The organism is Streptomyces stoeckheimensis, from assembly GCF_045822005.1.
Classification (GTDB): Bacteria; Actinomycetota; Actinomycetes; order Streptomycetales; family Streptomycetaceae; genus Streptomyces; species Streptomyces stoeckheimensis.
The window spans coordinates 1,889,786-1,908,270 of record NZ_CP169550.1; the positions used below are offsets into that span (position 1 = coordinate 1,889,786).

The window sequence follows — 18,485 nt, forward strand, 5'->3', positions numbered from 1 at the left end:
GGCGGTAGACCCGAGAGAGCCCGGCGCCCCTCCAGTGGGGCGCCGGGCTCTCGCGTACTCCCCCGGCGCGCGGGGGCCGACCTCCGGCGGCCCGGCCGGAGGGGGCTGCGCCGTGCGGCCCGGGCCGCACGGGTGACCGCGCCGGTCAGGCCGCCGGGACGGAGTCCGCGCCCTGGGTCAGACGGCCATCGGTCATCAACGCCGTGGCGTCCATCCGCTCCAGGTGCGCGTGGTCGTGGGTGACCAGCACGGTGGCGGTGGAGCGCTCGCGGGTGAGGGTGACCAGCAGGTCGAGTATCGCGGCGCCGCGCTCGTGGTCGAGGGCGCTGGTGGGCTCGTCGACCAGCAGCACGGCGGGCTCGTTCATCAGGGCGCGGGCGATGTTGATCCGCTGGCGCTGCCCTCCGGAGAGCTGGTGCGGCCGCTTGTCGGCCTTGTCGGCCAGTCCCACCGCGTCCAGCAGCTCCAGGGCCCGCCGGCGCAGGGCGCGCGGGGGGCGGCCGGAGAGGTGGGCCATCACCTGGAGCTGTTCGGCGGCTGTGAGCGAGGCCAGCAGGTTCGGCTGCTGGAAGACGATGCCGATCTTCTCCCGGCGCAGCGCCGACTTCTCGCCCGCGCCGAGCTGCGAGGTGTCCTGCCCCGCCACGACCACCCGGCCCGCGTCGGGCGTGACGAGGGTGGCGGCGACCGCCAGCAGGCTGGACTTCCCGGAACCGGAGGGGCCGACCACCGCCGTCAGGGTGCCGGCGGGCACCTCCAGGCCGACCGCGTCCAGCGCCGTGAGGCGGCCGTCGCCGTCCGGGTAGGTGAGCGTGACGTCGTGCACGAGCAGGGTCATCGGGCGCTCCCGAGGGCGGTCAGGGGGTCGACGGCGGTGATCCGCCGGATGGACAGGGCGGCGCCCAGCGCGCCGAGCGCGATCATGACGGCGGCCGGGACCAGCACGGTGGCGGCGTCGAGCACGAAGGGCACGTCACCGCCGCTGATCAGCGCTCCGAAGGCGGCCGCGAGCGCGGTGCCCGTACCGGTGCCGAGCGCCAGCATCACCACGGCCTGCCCGAGGGCGTCCTTGAGGAGGTACGGGGTGGAGGCACCCAGTGCCTTCAGCACGGCGATGTCCCCGCTGCGCTGGATGGTCCACACGGTGAAGAAGGCTCCTATGACCAGGGCCGAGATGGCGAAGAGGAACCCGCGCATCAGCTGGAGCGAGCCGTTCTCGGAGGTGTAGGAGCCGATCGCGCTCAGGGCCTCGTCGACGGTCTGCGCCGTGGTGCCGGTGGCCCGGTCGCCGGCCGCCCAGTCGACGCCCTTGCCGTCCAGGGCCACGACGGTGGCGAGGGTGTCGATGGAAGTGCCGGGGTTCCCGACGCGCTGCCAGTCGTTGAGGTCCATCCAGACGACCGGGGTGTGGCTGTAGGCGGCGGTGCCGGATACGGCGGCCACGGTTGTCTCGACCTGGCCGATCCTGAGCTTGGCTCCGGCGGTCAGCCCGCCGAGCTCCTTGGCGGCCTTCTCCGTGAGGACCACCCCGCCCTGGGCGAGCCCGCTCCCCCGGGGTGCGAGGGGGCCCGCCGGATCCACGCCGAAGACGGACACGGCCGCCGTGCGCTCACCCGAGACGACGTTGGTGGTGCGGATGCCCAGCGGCTGCGCCGAGGTCACCCCGGGCTGCTCCCGCCAGGCCAGCCAGGCCTTCTCGGGCACCTGGGAGTTGGTGAAGGAGACCTTCTGGTCCCCGGCGGGCGCGGCGAACGCGAGGCGGGTGGTGGCGGGCAGGCCGGTGACGGCCGAGATGTTCTCCCGGGCCAGGCCCGCGGTGAGCCCGGACAACAGGCCGACCAGCAGCGTGATCAGCAGTACGACCGAGCCCATCAGGGCGAAGCGGCCCTTGGCGAACCGTAGATCTCTCCATGCGACGAACATGTTCCCCACCTTGGTCTTCCGCGTGGACACAAGGCATCGCGCCACAGTAGAGATCCTCGTATCGAAGGGCGCACCAAGACATCAATCCTTTGGTTGACCGGGGCCCCCGGACCCGGACTTACGCTGGTCAGGCCATGACTCCTCCCCTCCCGCCCGCCGCGGCCGCCCTCGCGCCCCCCTCACCCGGCGCCCCCGGCGTCCGCACCCTCACCCCCGTCTCCCGCGTCCTGCGGCTGTGCCTGCACGCGCTGCTCTTCGGCCTGCTCGCCCTCGCCGCCGGGCGGGCCGTCGCCGACTCCGCGCCGCAGGCCGGCTGGGTGGTCGGGGCCTGCGCGGTGCTGGCCGCCGTGTACCTCGCGGGCGTACGGACGCCCGCGGTGCACCGCTCGGCGCGCGCCGGGGCGGTGTGGCTGGCCGGATTGTGCACGGCCTGGGCCGCGCTGCTGGTGGTCTCCCCCGACGGGCTGTGGATCGCCTTCCCGCTGTACTTCCTGGAGCTGCACCTGCTGCGGCTGCGCTGGGGCGTGGCCGCCGTCGCGGGGACGGCGGCCGCGGCGATCGGCGGGTTCGTGGGACATCACAGCCTCGCGCACAGCAGCGCGGTGACCCCCGGGGCCTTCCTCGGGCCGCTGCTGGGCGGCGCCGTGGCGGTGGCGACCGTACTGGGCTACCAGGCGCTGTACCGGGAGAGCGAGCGGCGCCGCGAGCTGATCGAGGAGCTCATCACGACCCGGGCCGAACTCGCGGCGGCCGAGCGGAGCGCCGGGATCCTGGCGGAGCGGGAGCGGCTCGCCCGGGAGATCCACGACACCCTGGCGCAGGGCCTGTCGTCCATCCAACTCCTCCTGCGGGCCGCGGAACGCAGCCTGCCCGAGGGCTCGGCGGCCCTTCCGCACATCGGCCGGGCCCGGGAGGCCGCCCAGGAGAACCTCGCCGAGGCGCGTCGCTTCGTACGGGCCCTCACGCCTCCGGACCTGGAGCACGGGTCGCTGCCGGCCGCGCTGGAACGCCTGTGCACCGGGGCTCCGGGCCCCCGGGTCCGCTTCTCCCTGAGCGGCACCCCGCGCCCTCTGCCCACCCCCTACGAGGTGGCGCTGCTGCGGATCGCGCAGTCGGCGCTGGCCAATGTGGTGCGGCACGCGGAGGCCGGGCGCGCCGAGATCACCCTGACCTTCATGGACTCCTCCGTGACCCTGGACATCGTCGACGACGGCAAGGGCTTCGACCCCACGTCCGCACCCTCCGGTGACGGCGGCTTCGGGCTGCCCGCGATGCGCTCGCGCGCCGAGACCCTCAGCGGCCTGTTCACGGTCGAGTCCGCCCCCGGCCAGGGCACCGCCGTGGCCGTCACCCTTCCCCTGCCCGCGGAGGCCCTGTCATGACGATCCGCCTGCTCCTCGCCGACGACCACCCCGTGGTCCGGGCCGGGCTGCGCGCGGTGCTGGACACGGAGCCGGACTTCGAGGTGGTCGCGGAGGCGGCCACGGCGGAGCGGGCGGTGGAGCTGGCCCGCTCCGCCGGGGTCGACGTGGTCCTGATGGACCTCCAGTTCGGCCCCGGCGGCGGCATGCACGGCTCGGCGGCCACGGCCCTGATCACGGCCGGGTCCCCGTCCCCCCGGGTGCTGGTCCTGACCACGTACGACACGGACGCGGACATCCTGGCGGCGGTGGAGGCGGGCGCCTCGGGCTACCTCCTCAAGGACGCCCCGCCGGAGGAACTGGCGGCGGCGGTCCGCACCGCGGCGGCCGGCCAGTCGGCACTGGCCCCGGCGGTGGCGCTACGCCTGATGGACCGCATGCGCACCCCTGCCGAAGCCCTGACCAAGCGCGAACTGGAGGTCCTCCAACTGGTCGCGGACGGCCTGTCGAACCAGCAGATCTCCAAGCAGCTCTTCCTCAGCCAGGCCACGGTCAAGTCCCACCTGGTCCACATCTACGCAAAACTCGGCGTCGACTCCCGCACCTCGGCAGTGGCCACGGCGGCCACCCGGCGCCTGATCCGGACGCCCTGACCGCTCCCCGCGGGGCTGTCCCCCACCCGGTCCGGCGGCCTACGCCACCCAGTACGGCCGCTCCACCGCCGAAGGCAGGGGCACGCCCCCGTGGAAGGCCTCCGCGAGTCTCCGTACGCCCTCGTCCAGCCGCTCCGCCGCCAGCGTGTACGGGATCCGCAGCCGGTGCTCGAAGGTCCCGGGGTCCACCCCGAACCGCGCGCCGCGCCCGATGTTGACCCCGGCCGCCGCCGCCCGGTCCGCCAGCGCCGAGCTGACCGGCTCCCCCAGGTCCACCCAGAGCGAGAGCCCGCCCGGCGGCACCTGCCAGGACCACTCCGGCGTGTGCCGCTCCAGCGAAGCGATCAGCGCCGCCCGCTGTCCGCGCAGCCGGTCCAGCCGGGCGGGCAGCGTCCGCTCCAGCCCCTCCAGCAGCGGGAGCGCCACCAGCTGGTCCAGGACCGAGCCGGTCATGTCGGCCGCCACCCGCACCGCCGTCAGCTCCGTGATCATCTTGGCGGTGGCCCGGATCCACCCGACCCGCAGCCCGCCCCAGTGCGTCTTGCTCAGCGAGCCGATGGTCACCACGTGATCGGCCCCGCCCTTCGGCGCGAGCGAGGCCAGCGGGGCGGGCGCCGGCACGTCGAGCGCGATGTCGGCGATGGTCTCGTCGACCACCAGCCAGGTCCCGGTCCGCCGGGTCGCCGCCAGCAGCCGCAGCCGCTGCTCCTCCGGCATCAGCGCGCCCGTCGGGTTGTGGAAGTCGGGGATCACGTAGGCGAGCCTCGGCACGGTCTGGCGCAGCGCGGACTCGGCGATCTCCAGGTCCCAGCCCGCGTCGGAGACGGCGATCGACCCGGTGCGCAGCCGTGCGTGGCGCAGGGCGTCCAGGGCGTTGGCGTAGGTCGGGTTCTCGGTCATCACCCGGTCCCCGGGGCGGCACAGCATGCTCGTCACCAGGGCGAACGCCTGCTGCGCGCCCGCCGTGACGAGGATCTGCTCCGGGCGGGTCGCCAGTCCCCGCCGGGTGAACCGCTCCGCGATGGCGGTCCGCAGGTCGGGCAGCCCGAAGGGGTGGTAGCCGGGGTGCCGGGCGAAGGCCGGGAGCCTGGGCGCGGCCCAGGCCACGGCCTCGGTGAGGCTGTCCTCGGGGGCGCCCATGGCGGCGATGGCGAGGTCGATGCCGGGGTCGCCGTCGGCGTGGTAGCCGCCGGCGCCGACGATGGCGTGCGCGCCGACCGGGCGGTGGCCTTCGGGGAGCTCGGTCCAGGTTCCGGAACCGCGGCGGCTGCGGACGTAGCCGCTCTCGCGCAGGAGGTCGTAGGCGCCGGTGACGGTGGCCCGGCTGGCGCCGATCGCCTCGGCGAGCTCGCGTTCGGCGGGCAGGCGCACGTGCAGGGCGATCCGGCCGTCGAGGATCAGGGTGCGGACGGCGTCGGCCAGGGCCCGGTAGCCGGGGCGGGCCAGTACCTCCGCCGGGAGCAGGGCCGCGAGCTGGCGGCTGCCGATCGTTCTGTCCGCCGTCTGGACCACTCGCCCGTTTGCCATGCCAACCTCCCCCGATTGGCTCTGCCTGCCAGGCCAATCCAGGTCCAGACTCGCTGCATTGGCCGCCGATTGGCAAGGAGATGCCGCCGATGCTGACCGACCGTGACGAACGGAACCTGCTCACCGCCGCCGAGAACCGGATCGCCGAGCCCCTGCGCGTGGGGGCCGCGCTGGCCGCCGTACGACGCCTCCTGCGGCGGGAGCGAGAATCGGTGACATGTCGCACCACAGCACCACCTCAGACCAGCAACGGCAGCCCCGGCGACCCGCGGCGGCAGCCGACGGCTCCGCTCCCCCGGTGATCGCCGGCCTGCTCCTCGCCGCCGGCGGCGGCCGGCGCCTGGGCGGCCGCCCGAAGGCCCTGCTGACCTACCGGGGCCGCCCGCTGGTGGAGAACGCCGTACGGGTCCTGCGCGAGGCGGGCTGCGGCCCGCTGCACGTGGTGCTCGGCGCCTCCGCGGCCGAGGTGCGCGAGCGCGCCGACCTGAGCGGCTGCGTGGTGACGGACAACCCGGACTGGGCCGAGGGCATGGGCTCCTCCCTGCGGATCGGCCTCGCCTCGCTGGCCGGTACGGGGGCCGGCGCGGCCCTGGTCTCCCTGGTGGACCAGCCGGGCATCGGCCCTGAGGCGGTGGCCCGGGTCCGGGCCGCCTACCGGTCCCCCGCGAGCCTGGTGGCGGCGGCCTACGACGGCGAGCGCGGGCACCCGGTGCTGTTCGGGGCGGACCGGTGGCCGGACATCGTGGCGACGGCCACGGGCGACAAGGGCGCGCGGGTGCACCTCTCGGCGCACGCGGACGAACTCACGCTGGTCGAATGCGGTGACATCGCGGAGGCCTTCGACATCGACACCCCGCCGGACCTGGCACGACTCGCCTGAGCGGGCTGTGACCACGATGGCACTGAGGGCCACTTGGAGCCGTCCGGGAACCGGAATCTGTCGACTCAGAGAATCTCGACATCAACAAACCATTGAACTTCCACCATGAGGAAATTACTATCCACTGGTCAGAAGCGCCCTGAACCCCAGACGGCGCCCGCGACCGTATCCCGGAACTCTCCACACCCGACGGCACTGCGTGCCGTCTCGCGCGAGCATTCCCCCGCGGCCGCCAGGCACCGCCGCTGAAGGAGTGACAGATATGTCCGCACCAGCGCCGTCGCTGGCCATCGTCGACGCCGAGCCCCTGCCCCGGCAGGACGAGGTCCTCACCGACGCGGCTCTCGCCTTCGTCGCGGAGCTCCACCGGCGGTTCGCCCCCCGCCGCGCCGAGCTCCTCGCCCGCCGCTCCGTGCGCCGCGCCGAGATCGCCCGCACTTCCACGCTCGACTTCCTCCCGGACACCGCACAGGTCCGCGAGGGCGACTGGAAGGTGGCGCCGGCCCCGGCCGCGCTGAACGACCGCCGCGTGGAGATCACCGGCCCGACGGACCGCAAGATGACCATCAACGCCCTGAACTCGGGTGCCAAGGTCTGGCTCGCCGACTTCGAGGACGCCTCGGCTCCCACCTGGGAGAACGTGGTCATCGGCCAGCTCAACCTGATCGACGCCTACGAGCGCCGCATCGACTTCACCGACGCCCGCACGGGCAAGGCGTACGCCCTCAAGCCCGCCGAGGAGCTCGCCACCGTCGTGATGCGCCCCCGCGGCTGGCACCTGGAGGAGCGCCACCTGCAGTTCGAGGGCGGCCCGGCCTCCGGCTCCCTGGTCGACTTCGGCCTGTACTTCTTCCACAACGCCAAGCGCCTCATCGCGCTCGGCAAGGGCCCGTACTTCTACCTGCCGAAGACCGAGTCCCACCTGGAGGCGCGCCTCTGGAACGAGATCTTCGTCTTCGCCCAGGACTACGTCGGCATCCCGCAGGGCACCGTCCGCGCGACCGTCCTGATCGAGACGATCACGGCCGCGTACGAGATGGACGAGATCCTCTTCGAGCTGCGCGACCACGCGGCGGGCCTGAACGCCGGCCGCTGGGACTACCTCTTCTCCATCGTCAAGAACTTCCGTGACGGCGGCGAGAAGTTCGTCCTGCCGGACCGCAACGCGGTGACGATGACCGCCCCCTTCATGCGGGCGTACACCGAGCTCCTCGTGAAGACCTGCCACAAGCGCGGCGCGCACGCCATCGGCGGCATGGCGGCCTTCATCCCGTCCCGCAAGGACGCGGAGATCAACAAGGTCGCCTTCGAGAAGGTCAAGGCCGACAAGGACCGCGAGGCCGGCGACGGCTTCGACGGCTCCTGGGTCGCCCACCCCGACCTGGTCCCGATCGCGATGGCCTCCTTCGACGCCGTCCTGGGCGAGAAGCCCAACCAGAAGGACCGCCTCCGCGAGGACGTCTCCGTCGCCCCCGGCGAGCTCATCGCGATCGACTCCCTCGACGCGAAGCCCACGTACGACGGCCTGCGCAACGCCGTCCAGGTCGGCATCCGCTACATCGAGGCGTGGCTGCGCGGCCTCGGTGCCGTCGGCATCTTCGGCCTGATGGAGGACGCCGCCACCGCCGAGATCTCGCGCTCGCAGATCTGGCAGTGGATCAACGCCGGCGTGGTCTTCGAGAACGGCAAGCTCGCCACCGCCGACCTCGCCCGCGAGGTCGCGGCCGCCGAACTCGCCGCGATCCGCGAAGAGGTCGGCGAGGAGGCCTTCACCTCCGGCAAGTGGCAGCAGGCCCACGACCTCCTCCTCCAGGTCTCGCTCGACGCCGACTACGCGGACTTCCTCACCCTCCCCGCGTACGACCAGCTCATCGGCTGACACCCCGCCTTCGGCTGAATCGCACAGCAGCCGAAACCACGACAACGCCCCCGAAGCCTTCCGGCTCCGGGGGCGTTGTCGTGCGTGCGCGTCCGGCGCGTCCGTACGGTCTACGCCGAACGACCGATCGGTTGTTACTTGTTCGTAACTTGCCTGTACCTAGCGGTAACAACGCGCGGGGTGACACCTTTCCGATTGCCACCGGCCGGAGGTAACCCCCACTTACCCCGCCATGCGCCGGAGTTGTTCCCGGCTTCCGCATGGCCGACCGCAGGAGTTCCGCAGTGATCGGAATGCGCAGCGACAGCATGGACCGGGCCCGTCGGGTGCGACGACTGGCCGGGATCGGGATGGCAGTGCCGCTCGTCGCCGGGGCCCTGGTCGCCGGAGGGGCCGGGACGGCCGTGGCCGGACCGGGGAACGGACCCACGGCAGTGGTGTCCCTCGGCGACAGCTACATCTCCGGGGAAGCCGGACGCTGGAAGGGCAACAGCCTGACCAACAGCGGGAACCGGACCGGTACGGACCGGGCCTGGGTGAGCGGCAGCAGCTACGACCCCGGCAAGGTCTACGGGGCCACCGCCGGCGGATGCCACCGGTCGGACTCCGCCGAGGTGAAGAGCGCCGGGCCGCTCGCCGATGTCGCGATCAACCTGGCCTGCTCCGGGGCGGTCTCGCAGAACGTGTTCCGCGCCTCCAACGGGGGCGTCGCCTTCAAGGGCGAGGCCCCGCAGGCCGATCAGCTCGCCGCCGTGGCCGCGAGCAACAACGTCAAGGTCATCGCGCTGTCCATCGGCGGCAACGACCTCGGCTTCGCCGACATCATCAAGGAGTGCGCGTACGACTTCGTGCTCTGGAACTCCTACTGCTACGACGACCAGCAGGAGGGTGTGGACGCGAAGATCGACGGGGTCATGGCCGACGTCGGCAAGTCCGTGGACGAGGTGCGGGCCGTCATGCGCGGCGCCGGGTACGCCGACTCCTCGTACCGGATCGTGCTGCAGTCCTACCCGTCGCCGATCCCGCGCGGCGCGGAGAACCGGTACACCCAGAGCGACTGGAGCCGGCTCAACACCGGCGGGTGTCCCTTCTGGAACAGGGACTCCGACTGGGCGCGGGACTCCCTCGTGCCGCAGATCGCCGGGCGGCTCAAGGCGGTCGCCGCGGCCAAGGGCGCGCAGTTCCTGGACCTGAAGGACATGATGCAGGGGCGCGAGGTGTGCGCGAAGGCCAGCAAGCAGGTGACCACCGCGGTGCCGGCCTCGGCGAAGACCAGCGAGTGGGCGCGCTGGATCGACAGCAGCGAGACGCAGGGGCTGGTCCAGGAGTCCATGCACCCGAACTACTTCGGGCAGCTCGCGGCCGGGCGCTGCCTGGCCCTGGTCGTGGCGCAGCCGGCGGGCAGCGGCTTCGGCTGCAAGAACACCGCCGGGGCCGACCAGAGCGGGATGTACCTCACGCCGACGCCGTAGCCGTGCCGGGTCCGCCGGCGTGGGAGGGGTGCCCCTTGCCCCGGGCGCCGTCGGCGGGCTCGAGCCCGCCGACGGCCGCCTCGACGGCCGCCTCGACGCCTGCGCGGGTGATCGGATAGGTGGCGCTGCCCATCGTGAACGGGGCGCCGATCTCGGGCATCGTGTTCCTTCGTGGCGGGGCCGGGGTCGCGGAGTCGGCGGAGCTTTCAGGATATTGGGGTGATCGGGTGAGGTCCCGGCTGGGATGCTCTCGCCATGACCTCAGTCCGCACCGCCGCCCGCTCCGCCCGTCCGGCGCGGCCCAGTCTCTACATCTCCGTCGACATCGAAGCCGACGGGCCCATCCCCGGGCCGTACTCGATGATCAGCTTCGGGGCCGCCGTGGCCGGGCGGCAGGTCGGCGCTTCGTATACGGCCGCCGATCCGGAACAGGACACATTCTACCGGGAGTTGCGCCCCATCAGCGAGGCGTACGTACCGGAGGCGCTCGCGGTCAGCGAGCTGGACCGGGACCGGCTGGTCCGCGAGGGCGCCGAACCGGCCGTCGCCATGGCGGAGTTCCGCGCCTGGGTGCGGGAGGTCTCGGTGGGGGCGCAGCCGGTGATGTGCGCCTATCCTGCCTCCTTCGACTGGACCTTCCTGTACTGGTACTTGATGAGCTTCGGCGGCGACAGCCCCTTCGGCCACTCGGGCTGTCTGGACATGAAGACCCTCTACGCGGCCAAGGCCGGGGTCCCGCTCCGCGCAGCCGTCAAGGGGCGCATGCCGCGCGAACTGCTCTCCCGGCGGCCGCACACCCACCACGCCCTCGACGACGCCATCGAGCAGGCCGAGTTGATGAGCAACCTGATGGCGTGGGTGCCGCCCGGTCAGGCCGACCGGCCCGGCTAGGCCAGCTCCGGCAGGAGGTCGCGCAGGGGGGTGCGGGTGCCCGAGGTGTAGGCCGCGCGGAAGGCCTGGGGGGTGAGGCGGGATCGGACCGTGTGCTGGACGCGGGGGGCCGAGGCCGCGTGCGGGCGGGTGCGGGAGACCGCGCCGAGGAGCCGGGCCGCTTCGGCGTAGCGGCCCTGGTCCGCCTCCAGTTCGGCGAGGAGTTCCACCGTGAAGGCCTGCCCGAGGGTGTCGTCCAGCGCGAACTGGGTCCGCAGCGCGCTCAGCAGTTCTCTACGGGCCTGCGCCGGGTGGCCCTCGTGGCGCTGGACCAGGGCGTGAGCGTAGCTCACCCAGGACCGGGCCCACAGGTCGACCGAGCCGTCCGGCGCGCTGCCCGGCGGGCCGTCCTCGACCGGGACCGAGGCCGGGTCCGTACGGGCGACCGCGAGGGTGTGCGCGGCGAGCAGGGCTTCCCGGCCGGGGCCGAACTCCTGGTCGGCCGGGAGGAGTTCCAGTCCTTCCCGGTATTCCTCCGCGGCGTCCTCGTACCGGTCCTCCCACAGCGCGATCGTTCCGCGCAGGTACGCGAGGTACGCCAGGCAGGCGTCCTCCCCCTCGTGGACGGCCTCCGCCCACGCCTCCACCAGCAGGGGGTCGGCGCCGTCCGCCTCCCCGAAGACCGCGACCAGCCACGCCGCGAGCCACAGCGCCCGGGCGGGCCGGGGCGCCGGGTGCACGGCCAGGGCGCGTTCCACGTGCCTGCGCCCCTCCGCCGCCATCCCGCACGCGGACCACAGGAACCACAGGGACACCGCGATCTCCAGCGCTGCGCCCGGTCCTCCCGCGGCGAGCGGGTTCATCGCCGCGCGCAGCTCGGGGAGTTCCCGCAGGGCGAGGGCGCGCGCCTCGCCCTGCGCACCGGCGCGCCACAGCTGCGCGGCCCGCTCCGCCATCACCCGGCAGCGTTCGCGGTGGCGCCGGGCCGTCGTCGCGCCGTCCCCGGCGGGTCCGTGCGCGAGCCGCCGGGCCGCGTACGCCCGTACGGACAGCGGCAGCCGGTAGCGGCCGGGCCCGGCGTCCGCGAGCAGGCCCGGGGCCAGCCGGAGCAGTGCCTCGACGGCCGTGTCCGGGGTGAGCGCCCCGAAGCCGCACACCTCTGCGACGGCCGCCCTGTCGAAGGAGCCCGCGAAGACGGAGAGCCGCTCCCAGAGCAGGCGTTCGGCGGGCGAGGCCAGCCGGAGCGAGCGTTCGGCATCCACGCGGGTGCTGCGGCCCGCGCCCCCGGCGAGGAAGCCCAGCGGGTCGGAGTCGAGTCGGCGGAGCGCCTGCGCGGGCGCGTACTGGTGCGAGCGCCCCGCCGCGAGCTCCAGCGCCCCGGGGATCCCGTCGAGCGCCCGGACCAGCGCGGCCACGGCGCCCGCGTTGCGGTCGGTCAGCTCGAAGAAGGGGTCCGCGCCGCGCGCCCGCTCCGCAAAGAGCCGTACGGCCGCGTACCCGGCGACGTCCGCCACCGGGAACCGCCGGGCGGGGTCGGGCGCACCGTGCCCCGGCACGACCGACGGGGACGGGGGCAGCGGCTGCACGGAGGGCGCGGTCGGTACCGACAGCGGTGGTACGGCGAGCACGGCTTCCCCGGCGATCCGCAGCCGCCGCTGCGACGTGGCCAGAATCCGTAGCCCCGGAAGCCGCAGCAGCTCGGCCGCGAGCCCCGCGCCGGCCTCCCCCAGCTGTTCGCAGCCGTCGAGCACGAGCAGCGTCTCACGCCCCGCCAGGCGGTCTGCGAGCTCCCCCAGGAGACCGCCCCAGCACCGCTCGGGCAGGCCCGCGAGCTCCACCCAGACGACATCGAGGCCGTCCCGGTCGCGCAGGGTGCGGACGGTGCGCACCGCGAGCCGGGTCTTGCCGATGCCGGCCGGTCCGGTCAGCGTGACCAGGCGTTCCGTGGCGAGCAGGGTGGCGAGGGCGCCGAGCTCCCGCTCCCGCCCGATGAAGCTCGACAGTTCGGCGGGCACCGCCTGCCGCACGCCCGAGCCGGCCTCCCCCACACATCCTCCTGCTCTGTCCGACACGTGCGCACCGTCATGTGGTCAACAGTTGAACGCACAAAGAGAGATGATCTGCTCATAATCCCGTTGTCCCGTCACCGACCGGGAGAACCACCAAGGGGAGGGTATGAACTCGGCCATTTCCGCCATCGACGACACGGATCGGGCACTCGTCCACGCACTCCAGCTCGCACCCCGCGCGAGCTGGGAACTGCTGGGTCCGGTCCTCGGCGCCCGCCCGGACACCCTGGCCCGCCGCTGGGAGCGGCTCACCGGGTCCGGCGAGGCGTGGCTGAGCGGACTCGGGCTGCGCACCGGCGTCACGAAGCCCTGCATGGCGTGGGTGGAGGTCACGTGCACCGCGGGCACCTCGCCTTCGGTGGGGGACGTGCTCGTGGCGGATCCGCACGCCCTGGGGATCGAGCACACCACCGGGAGCCGGGACCTGCTCGTTTTCGTGGCGGTACCCGACCTGCCGACCCTGTACGCCTACCTGTCCTGCCGGGTGCAGAGGATCCCCGGCGTGGTCGGCACCCGCACCTCGATGGTGACGGCGGTGCACTACGCCCCCGACCGCTGGCGCCTGGACCAGCTGACCCCGGCCCAGATCGGCCTGCTGACCCGGCGGACCCGGCGGCCCGCGGCTTCCGCCGCCCCGGACCGGCCTGCGGTGGCGCCGCTCCAGGAGGAGGACCGGCCGCTGGTCCTGGCCCTGGCCGCGGACGCGCGGCGCACGGTGGCCTCGCTGGCCCGGGAGTTCCGGATGAGCGAGTCGACCGTACGGCGCAGGCTGGCGCGGCTGGAGGGCGGGCAGAGCCTGCGCTACAGCTGCGCGCTGGCCTCGGCGCTGTCGGGCTGGCCGGTGTCGGCGACGCTGTGGGCGGAGGCCTCCGAGTTCGAGCTCGCCGACTGCGCGGCGGTCGCCGCGGGGCTGCGCGAGACCCGTGTCTGCATGTCCGTCAGCGGCCCCTGGAACTTCATGATCAGCGCCAGGCTGCGCACGGTGGAGGACCTCTCCCGCTATACGGCGGAGCTCACCCGGCGGCTGCCGGGCCTGCGCATCACGGATTCGGCGGTGGCCCTGCAGGTCCGCAAGACGGAGGCCCAGGAACTGGACCGCCGCGGCCACCGCGTGCGTACCGTCACCCCGGACATCTGGTCGCACCCGGTCCCGGGCAGGTCCGATCCCGTGTGCCCGGTGGGCCTCTAGGGGGTGTCCGTGGGCCCAGGTAGCCCGCAGGCCCGGGTAGCCCTCAGCCCCGCCCGCACCGAAACGCGTACGGCGGTGCGGACGCCAACCCCGCAGTGGGTGACGTACGCACCGCCGTGTCCCGCGCCCGGACCGGGGCCGGCCCGGCCGTCGCGCACGGACCGGGAACGGCCCGGTCGGCGCGCACCGGCCGGGAAGAGCCCGGTCAGTGCACCAGTACCGGATCCGGGGCGGCCGAGGCCGATCCCTTCTTGGCACCGAGGTGGTTGAAGGCCAGGTTCAGCAGGATGGCCACGACGCAGCCGGTGCTGATGCCGGAGTCGAGGACGACCAGCAGGTCCTCGGGGAAGGCGTGGTAGAAGCCGGGGGCCGCGATCGGGATCAGGCCTATGCCGAGCGAGGCGGCGACGATCAGGGCGTTCTCGCCCGTCTCCATGGCCGCGCCGGCCAGGGTCTGGATGCCGCTGGCGGCCACCGAGCCGAAGAGGACTATGCCCGCGCCGCCGAGGACCGGCAGCGGTACGACTCCGATGAAGGAGGCGGCGATGGGACACAGGCCCAGCAGGATCAGGATGCCGCCGCCGGCCGCGACGACGAACCGGCTGCGGACCTTGGTCATGGCGACCAGACCGATGTTCTGCGCGAAGGCGCTGCACATGAACCCGTTGAACAGCGGGCTGAGCGCACTGCCCAGGGTGTCGGCGCGCAGGCCGCCCTCGATGGTTTTCGCGTCCGCCGGACGGCCGACGATCTTGCCCAGCGCGAGGATGTCGGCGGTGGACTCGGTCATGCACACGAGCATCACGATGCACATGGAGACGATCGCGGCGACCTGGAACTGCGGCGCCCCGAAGTGGAACGGCGTCGGGAAGCCGATGAAGTCGGCGTTCTTGACGGCGTCGAAGTTCGTCATGCCCAGCGGCAGCGCGATGAGCGTGCCGGCGACCAGGCCGAGGAGGATGGAGATCTGCTGGAGGAAGCCGCGCAGGAACTTGCGCATCAGCAGGACGATGGCGAGGGTGACCGCGGCCATGGCGATGTTCTTCATCGAGCCGTAGCCGGCGGCGTGACTGTTCCCGCCCTGCGACCAGTTGAAGGCCACGGGGAGCAGCGAGACGCCGATCAGGGTGATGACCGTACCGGTGACGACCGGTGGGAAGAACCGGACCAGTTTGCCGAAGTACGGGGCGGCGAAGAAGCCGAGGATTCCGGCGACGATGATCGCGCCGAAGATGATCGGGATGGCGTTGTCGCCCTCACCCTTTCCGATGGCGATCATCGGGGTCACACCGGCGAAGGAAACACCGTTGACGAAGGGGAGCTTGGCGCCGATCTTCCAGAAACCGAGGGTCTGGAGGAGGGTGGCGAGTCCTGCGGTGAAGAGCGAGGCGCCCATCAGAAAGGCGGTCTCGGTGGCGGAGAGGCCGACGGCCGGTCCGACGATCATGGGCGGGGCAACTACACCCGCGTACATGGCGGCTACGTGCTGGAGGCCGCTGGTGAACATCTTCAGCGGGGGCAACGTCTCGTCGACCGGGTGCTTCCCCCCTGAGTCGTCCGAGCCCTGCGGTACTGCGACTGCGTCTGCGTCTTTGCGAAACCTGGGCGCCTGAGCCACGGCTTCCTCCGAACTGTTTAACACGCCGGCAGGGACGTGATGTGTCTGGGAGGTGATGCGAAAGCTGTACGAGTCGAGCCTGTATGGAGTTGTGGGGGTGCTGCGGGTACCGGTGTTGCGGGTACGGGTGTTGCGAATGCTTGTCCCAAGGGGTGCGGAAACGATTCGCCCGAGTCGTTTCCACGCCTTGCGGCCCGGGAGCCGCCGGTAAGGAAGTCAAAAGTGAGCTGGAGGTGCCGTAGCAGTGGCGCGGTACGCGGTCTGCGGGGCTCATGGCACGAGCTGCGGGACGCGGTACGCGAGCTGCGGGGCTCGTCGCACGGACTGCGCGCTGGTGGCACGGGCTGCGGAGCAACTGGCACGAGTCACCGCTCCCGGGTAGCGCCCTCGGAAGAACCTCGGGCGCTACCCGGGAACAGCTGCCGTGGACCCCGCTCGGGTCCGCGGCCGCCGGCCGGGGGCCGTCCCCCCCGGCCGGACTCCGTGGGATCAGGCCTGCGCGGAGATCCGCGCGAGGCGCTGGGCCTCTTCCCGAGTGGACACGGCGATGGCGTCCTCGTCGGCGAAGAGCAGACGGTTGTTCTCGACGATCTGCTTGCCGTTGACGAACGACGCGGTGACCGGGGCCGCCGCACCGAAGACCAGCGCCGTGACCGGGTCGGCGATCGAGGAGTGCAGGAGGGTGTTCAGGTTCCAGAGCACCAGGTCGGCGCACTTGCCGACCTCGAGCGAACCGATGTTCGAGGCGCGGCCGAGGACCTGGGCGCCACCGAAGGTACCGAGGCGCAGGGCCTGGCGGGCGTTGAGCGCGCGCTCGCGGTGGACCGGGTTCAGGCGGTTGATGAGCAGCGCGTTGCGCAGCTCGGTGTGCAGCTCACCGGACTCGTTCGAGGCGGTGCCGTCCACGCCGAGGCCGACCGGGACACCGGCGGCGAGCATGTCCGGGACGCGGGCGATGCCGGCGGCCAGACGGGCGTTGGAGGACGGGCAGTGCGCGACACCGGTCTTGGTACGGGCGAACGCGGCGATGTCGGAGTCGTTCATGTGGACGCTGTGCGCCATCCACACGTCCTCGCCGAGCCAGCCGGTCGACTCGAAGTAGTCGGTCGGGCCCATGCCGAACAGTTCCTTGCAGAACTGCTCTTCCTCGACGGTCTCCGAGCCGTGCGTGTGCATGCGCACACCCAGGCGGCGGGCCATCTCGGCACCCTGCTTGAGCAGCTCGGTGGAGACCGAGAAGGGGGAGCACGGGGCGACGGCGACCTGGGTCATCGCGTCGAAGGAGGAGTCGTGGTACTTCTTCACGGTCGCCTCGGTGTCCGCGAGGGCACCTTCGAGGGTCTCGACCGCGTGGTCCGGCGGCAGGCCGCCGTCCTTCTCGCTGCGGTCCATGGAGCCACGGGCGAGGGTGAAGCGGACGCCCATCTCGGACGCGGCGCGGATGATCGACCCGGAGAGGTCGCCCGAACCCTTGGGGAAGACGTAGTGGTGGTCCATCGCGGTGGTGACGCCACCCTTGGCCATCGCGGCGAGGGAGCCCTGCGCGGCCGTGTACGTCATCTGCTCGTCGATGCGCGCCCACGTCGGGTACAGCGCGACCAGCCAGTTGAAGAGGTTGTGGTCGGTGGCCAGACCACGCGTGATCCACTGGTAGAAGTGGTGGTGCGTGTTGACCAGACCGGGGGTCACGAGGTGCCCGGTGCCGTCGATGCGGCGGACGACGTTCTCGAGGTTCTCGGGGGCCTTGCCCGCACCGACGAACTCGATCTTGTTACCGGCGACGACCACGTGGCCCGAGGCGTACTCGGTGTCGTTGGCGTCAACGGTCGCAATCGCACAGTTTTCGATGACGATGCGCTCTACGGCGCTGTCATTGGCTGCCGATGCTGCCATGGGACTTCCTCGTGCTTTCAGTGGCGGTGCGGGCACGGCAAAACCCAGGGGATTTGAGTGCCGGAGCCGGGGGCCTTGACAGCTGACAGTACTGCCGCCCCGTGTGGTGCGTCCGGGTGCCGATTCAGGAAGTTGAAAGTGTTGAGAGTGGTGCGGGTGGTGCGGGTGCTGACGGGTGTCGCGCCGCCCCGGGGCCACTGCGGAGCCCCGGGACGCGCGTGCCACATCAGAGGTTGGTCATGTCCACGGGGATACGGGCGTCTACGCCGTCGCGGAGGACCGTCGCCTCGATCAGACCGTACGGACGGTCCGCGGCGAAGTAGACCTCGTTGTCGTTCTTGAGACCGAAGGGCTCAAGGTCGACGAGGAAGTGGTGCTTGTTCGGGAGCGAGAAGCGAACCTCGTCGATCTCCGAACGGTGGTTGATGATGCGCGAACCCATCTGGTACAGGGTCTGCTGCAGCGACAGGGAGTAGGTCTCCGCGAAGGCCTGGAGCATGTGCTTCCGGGTCTCGGCGTAGGACTTCTCCCAGTTGGGCATCCGCTGCTCGTCATCCGACCAGGCGAAGCGCCAGCGAGCCGAAACCTGGGTCGCCAGGATGCGGTCGTAGGCCTCCTTCAGGGTCGTGTACTTGTCCTTCACGTAACCCCAGAACTCGGAGTTCGTGGAGTTCATGACGGTCAGGTCCTTGAGGCCGGAGATGACCTCCCAGTTCTTGCCGTCGTACGTGATCTGGGTGACCCGGGTCTCCATGCCCTCGCGGACGAAGGAGTGGTTCACCTCGTCGGAGCCGATGAACTTGGAGTTCGCGTCCGAGGTCGCGATCCGGGACCAGGAGTACTCCTCGATCCGGATGCGGGCCTTCTGGATCGGCTCCTGGCTGTTGACGAACCAACGCGCCAGGTGGATGCCGAACTGCTCGGCGGACTCGATGCCGTACTCCTTGGCGAACGCGTACACCGTGTTCTTGGTGGTGTCCGTCGGCAGGACGTTGGCGTTCGAGCCGGAGTAGTGGACGTCGTCCATGTCACCCGAGAGGGCGACCGAGACGTTCAGGTCCTTGATGTGGTGGGTGTCGCCGTCCCGCGTGATCTTGACTACGCGGTTCTCTGCTTTGCCGTACTGGTTCTGGCCCAGAATGGTGGCCATG

General features: G+C 72.0%; 16 protein-coding genes. 8 read left to right on the forward strand and 8 right to left on the reverse strand.

Annotated features, from left to right (window positions below):
* Positions 1-145 precede the first annotated feature (145 nt).
* The gene (locus ACE1OC_RS08890; protein ID WP_407836552.1) at positions 146-838 is read right to left on the reverse strand and encodes an ABC transporter ATP-binding protein; all 693 of its coding nucleotides are present in this window, start codon (positions 836-838) and stop codon (positions 146-148) included.
* On the reverse strand, positions 835-1,923 hold the full coding sequence (locus tag ACE1OC_RS08895) for an ABC transporter permease (RefSeq protein ID WP_407836553.1): 1,089 nt from the start codon (positions 1,921-1,923) through the stop codon (positions 835-837). The genes ACE1OC_RS08890 and ACE1OC_RS08895 overlap by 4 nt, the downstream gene beginning before the upstream one ends.
* Positions 1,924-2,057: 134 nt before the next feature.
* Here ACE1OC_RS08895 and ACE1OC_RS08900 point away from each other — a divergent pair, with 134 nt between their 5' ends.
* Positions 2,058-3,305 carry a sensor histidine kinase gene (locus ACE1OC_RS08900; protein ID WP_407836554.1) on the forward strand — a complete coding sequence of 416 codons (1,248 nt, stop codon included), beginning with the start codon at positions 2,058-2,060 and terminating at the stop codon, positions 3,303-3,305.
* The gene (locus tag ACE1OC_RS08905; protein ID WP_389696829.1) at positions 3,302-3,937 is read left to right on the forward strand and encodes a response regulator; all 636 of its coding nucleotides are present in this window, start codon (positions 3,302-3,304) and stop codon (positions 3,935-3,937) included. Before ACE1OC_RS08900 ends, ACE1OC_RS08905 begins: the two co-directional genes overlap by 4 nt.
* Before the next feature lie 39 nt (positions 3,938-3,976).
* On the opposite strand, the gene ACE1OC_RS08910 is transcribed toward ACE1OC_RS08905, so the two are convergent.
* A complete protein-coding gene (locus tag ACE1OC_RS08910) occupies positions 3,977-5,464 on the reverse strand; it encodes a PLP-dependent aminotransferase family protein (protein WP_407836555.1) in 1,488 nt (495 codons plus the stop codon).
* A gap of 89 nt (positions 5,465-5,553) precedes the next feature.
* On the opposite strand from ACE1OC_RS08910, the gene ACE1OC_RS08915 reads away from it, so the two are divergent.
* From ACE1OC_RS08915 to ACE1OC_RS08930, 4 genes are all read left to right on the forward strand, one after another.
* On the forward strand, positions 5,554-5,766 hold the full coding sequence (locus ACE1OC_RS08915) for a hypothetical protein (protein ID WP_407836556.1): 213 nt from the start codon (positions 5,554-5,556) through the stop codon (positions 5,764-5,766).
* Entirely contained in the window at positions 5,682-6,344 is a 663-nt protein-coding gene (locus ACE1OC_RS08920) for a nucleotidyltransferase family protein (protein ID WP_407836557.1), read from the forward strand. The genes ACE1OC_RS08915 and ACE1OC_RS08920 overlap by 85 nt, the downstream gene beginning before the upstream one ends.
* Positions 6,345-6,606: 262 nt before the next feature.
* Positions 6,607-8,223, forward strand: a complete 1,617-nt coding sequence (aceB, locus tag ACE1OC_RS08925) for a malate synthase A (RefSeq protein WP_407836558.1) — start codon at positions 6,607-6,609, stop codon at positions 8,221-8,223.
* A 293-nt stretch (positions 8,224-8,516) separates the two neighbouring features.
* Complete coding sequence (locus tag ACE1OC_RS08930) at positions 8,517-9,695, forward strand: hypothetical protein (protein ID WP_407841515.1); 1,179 nt, start codon at positions 8,517-8,519, stop codon at positions 9,693-9,695.
* On the opposite strand, the gene ACE1OC_RS08935 is transcribed toward ACE1OC_RS08930, so the two are convergent.
* A complete protein-coding gene (locus ACE1OC_RS08935) occupies positions 9,679-9,855 on the reverse strand; it encodes a hypothetical protein (RefSeq protein ID WP_407836559.1) in 177 nt (58 codons plus the stop codon). The genes ACE1OC_RS08930 and ACE1OC_RS08935 overlap by 17 nt on opposite strands.
* Before the next feature lie 95 nt (positions 9,856-9,950).
* On the opposite strand from ACE1OC_RS08935, the gene ACE1OC_RS08940 reads away from it, so the two are divergent.
* The gene (locus ACE1OC_RS08940; protein ID WP_407836560.1) at positions 9,951-10,586 is read left to right on the forward strand and encodes a 3'-5' exoribonuclease domain-containing protein; all 636 of its coding nucleotides are present in this window, start codon (positions 9,951-9,953) and stop codon (positions 10,584-10,586) included.
* Here ACE1OC_RS08940 and ACE1OC_RS08945 read toward each other — a convergent pair.
* Positions 10,583-12,613: an ATP-binding protein gene (locus ACE1OC_RS08945; RefSeq protein WP_407836561.1), complete on the reverse strand. Its 2,031-nt coding sequence runs from the start codon at positions 12,611-12,613 to the stop codon at positions 10,583-10,585. The two genes, ACE1OC_RS08940 and ACE1OC_RS08945, sit on opposite strands and share 4 nt — an antisense overlap.
* A 127-nt stretch (positions 12,614-12,740) precedes the next feature.
* Here ACE1OC_RS08945 and ACE1OC_RS08950 point away from each other — a divergent pair, with 127 nt between their 5' ends.
* Positions 12,741-13,823 carry an Lrp/AsnC family transcriptional regulator gene (locus tag ACE1OC_RS08950; protein ID WP_407836562.1) on the forward strand — a complete coding sequence of 361 codons (1,083 nt, stop codon included), beginning with the start codon at positions 12,741-12,743 and terminating at the stop codon, positions 13,821-13,823.
* Positions 13,824-14,028: 205 nt separating this feature from the next.
* Here ACE1OC_RS08950 and ACE1OC_RS08955 read toward each other — a convergent pair whose 3' ends face one another.
* From ACE1OC_RS08955 to pucL, 3 genes are all read right to left on the reverse strand, one after another.
* Entirely contained in the window at positions 14,029-15,441 is a 1,413-nt protein-coding gene (locus ACE1OC_RS08955) for a nucleobase:cation symporter-2 family protein (protein WP_407841516.1), read from the reverse strand.
* Positions 15,442-15,930: 489 nt separating this feature from the next.
* Positions 15,931-17,334, reverse strand: a complete 1,404-nt coding sequence (locus tag ACE1OC_RS08960) for an 8-oxoguanine deaminase (RefSeq protein WP_389699371.1) — start codon at positions 17,332-17,334, stop codon at positions 15,931-15,933.
* A 226-nt stretch (positions 17,335-17,560) separates the two neighbouring features.
* A complete protein-coding gene (gene pucL, locus ACE1OC_RS08965; RefSeq protein ID WP_250740536.1) occupies positions 17,561-18,484 on the reverse strand; it encodes a factor-independent urate hydroxylase in 924 nt (307 codons plus the stop codon).
* Between the last annotated feature and the right edge of the window lies 1 nt (position 18,485).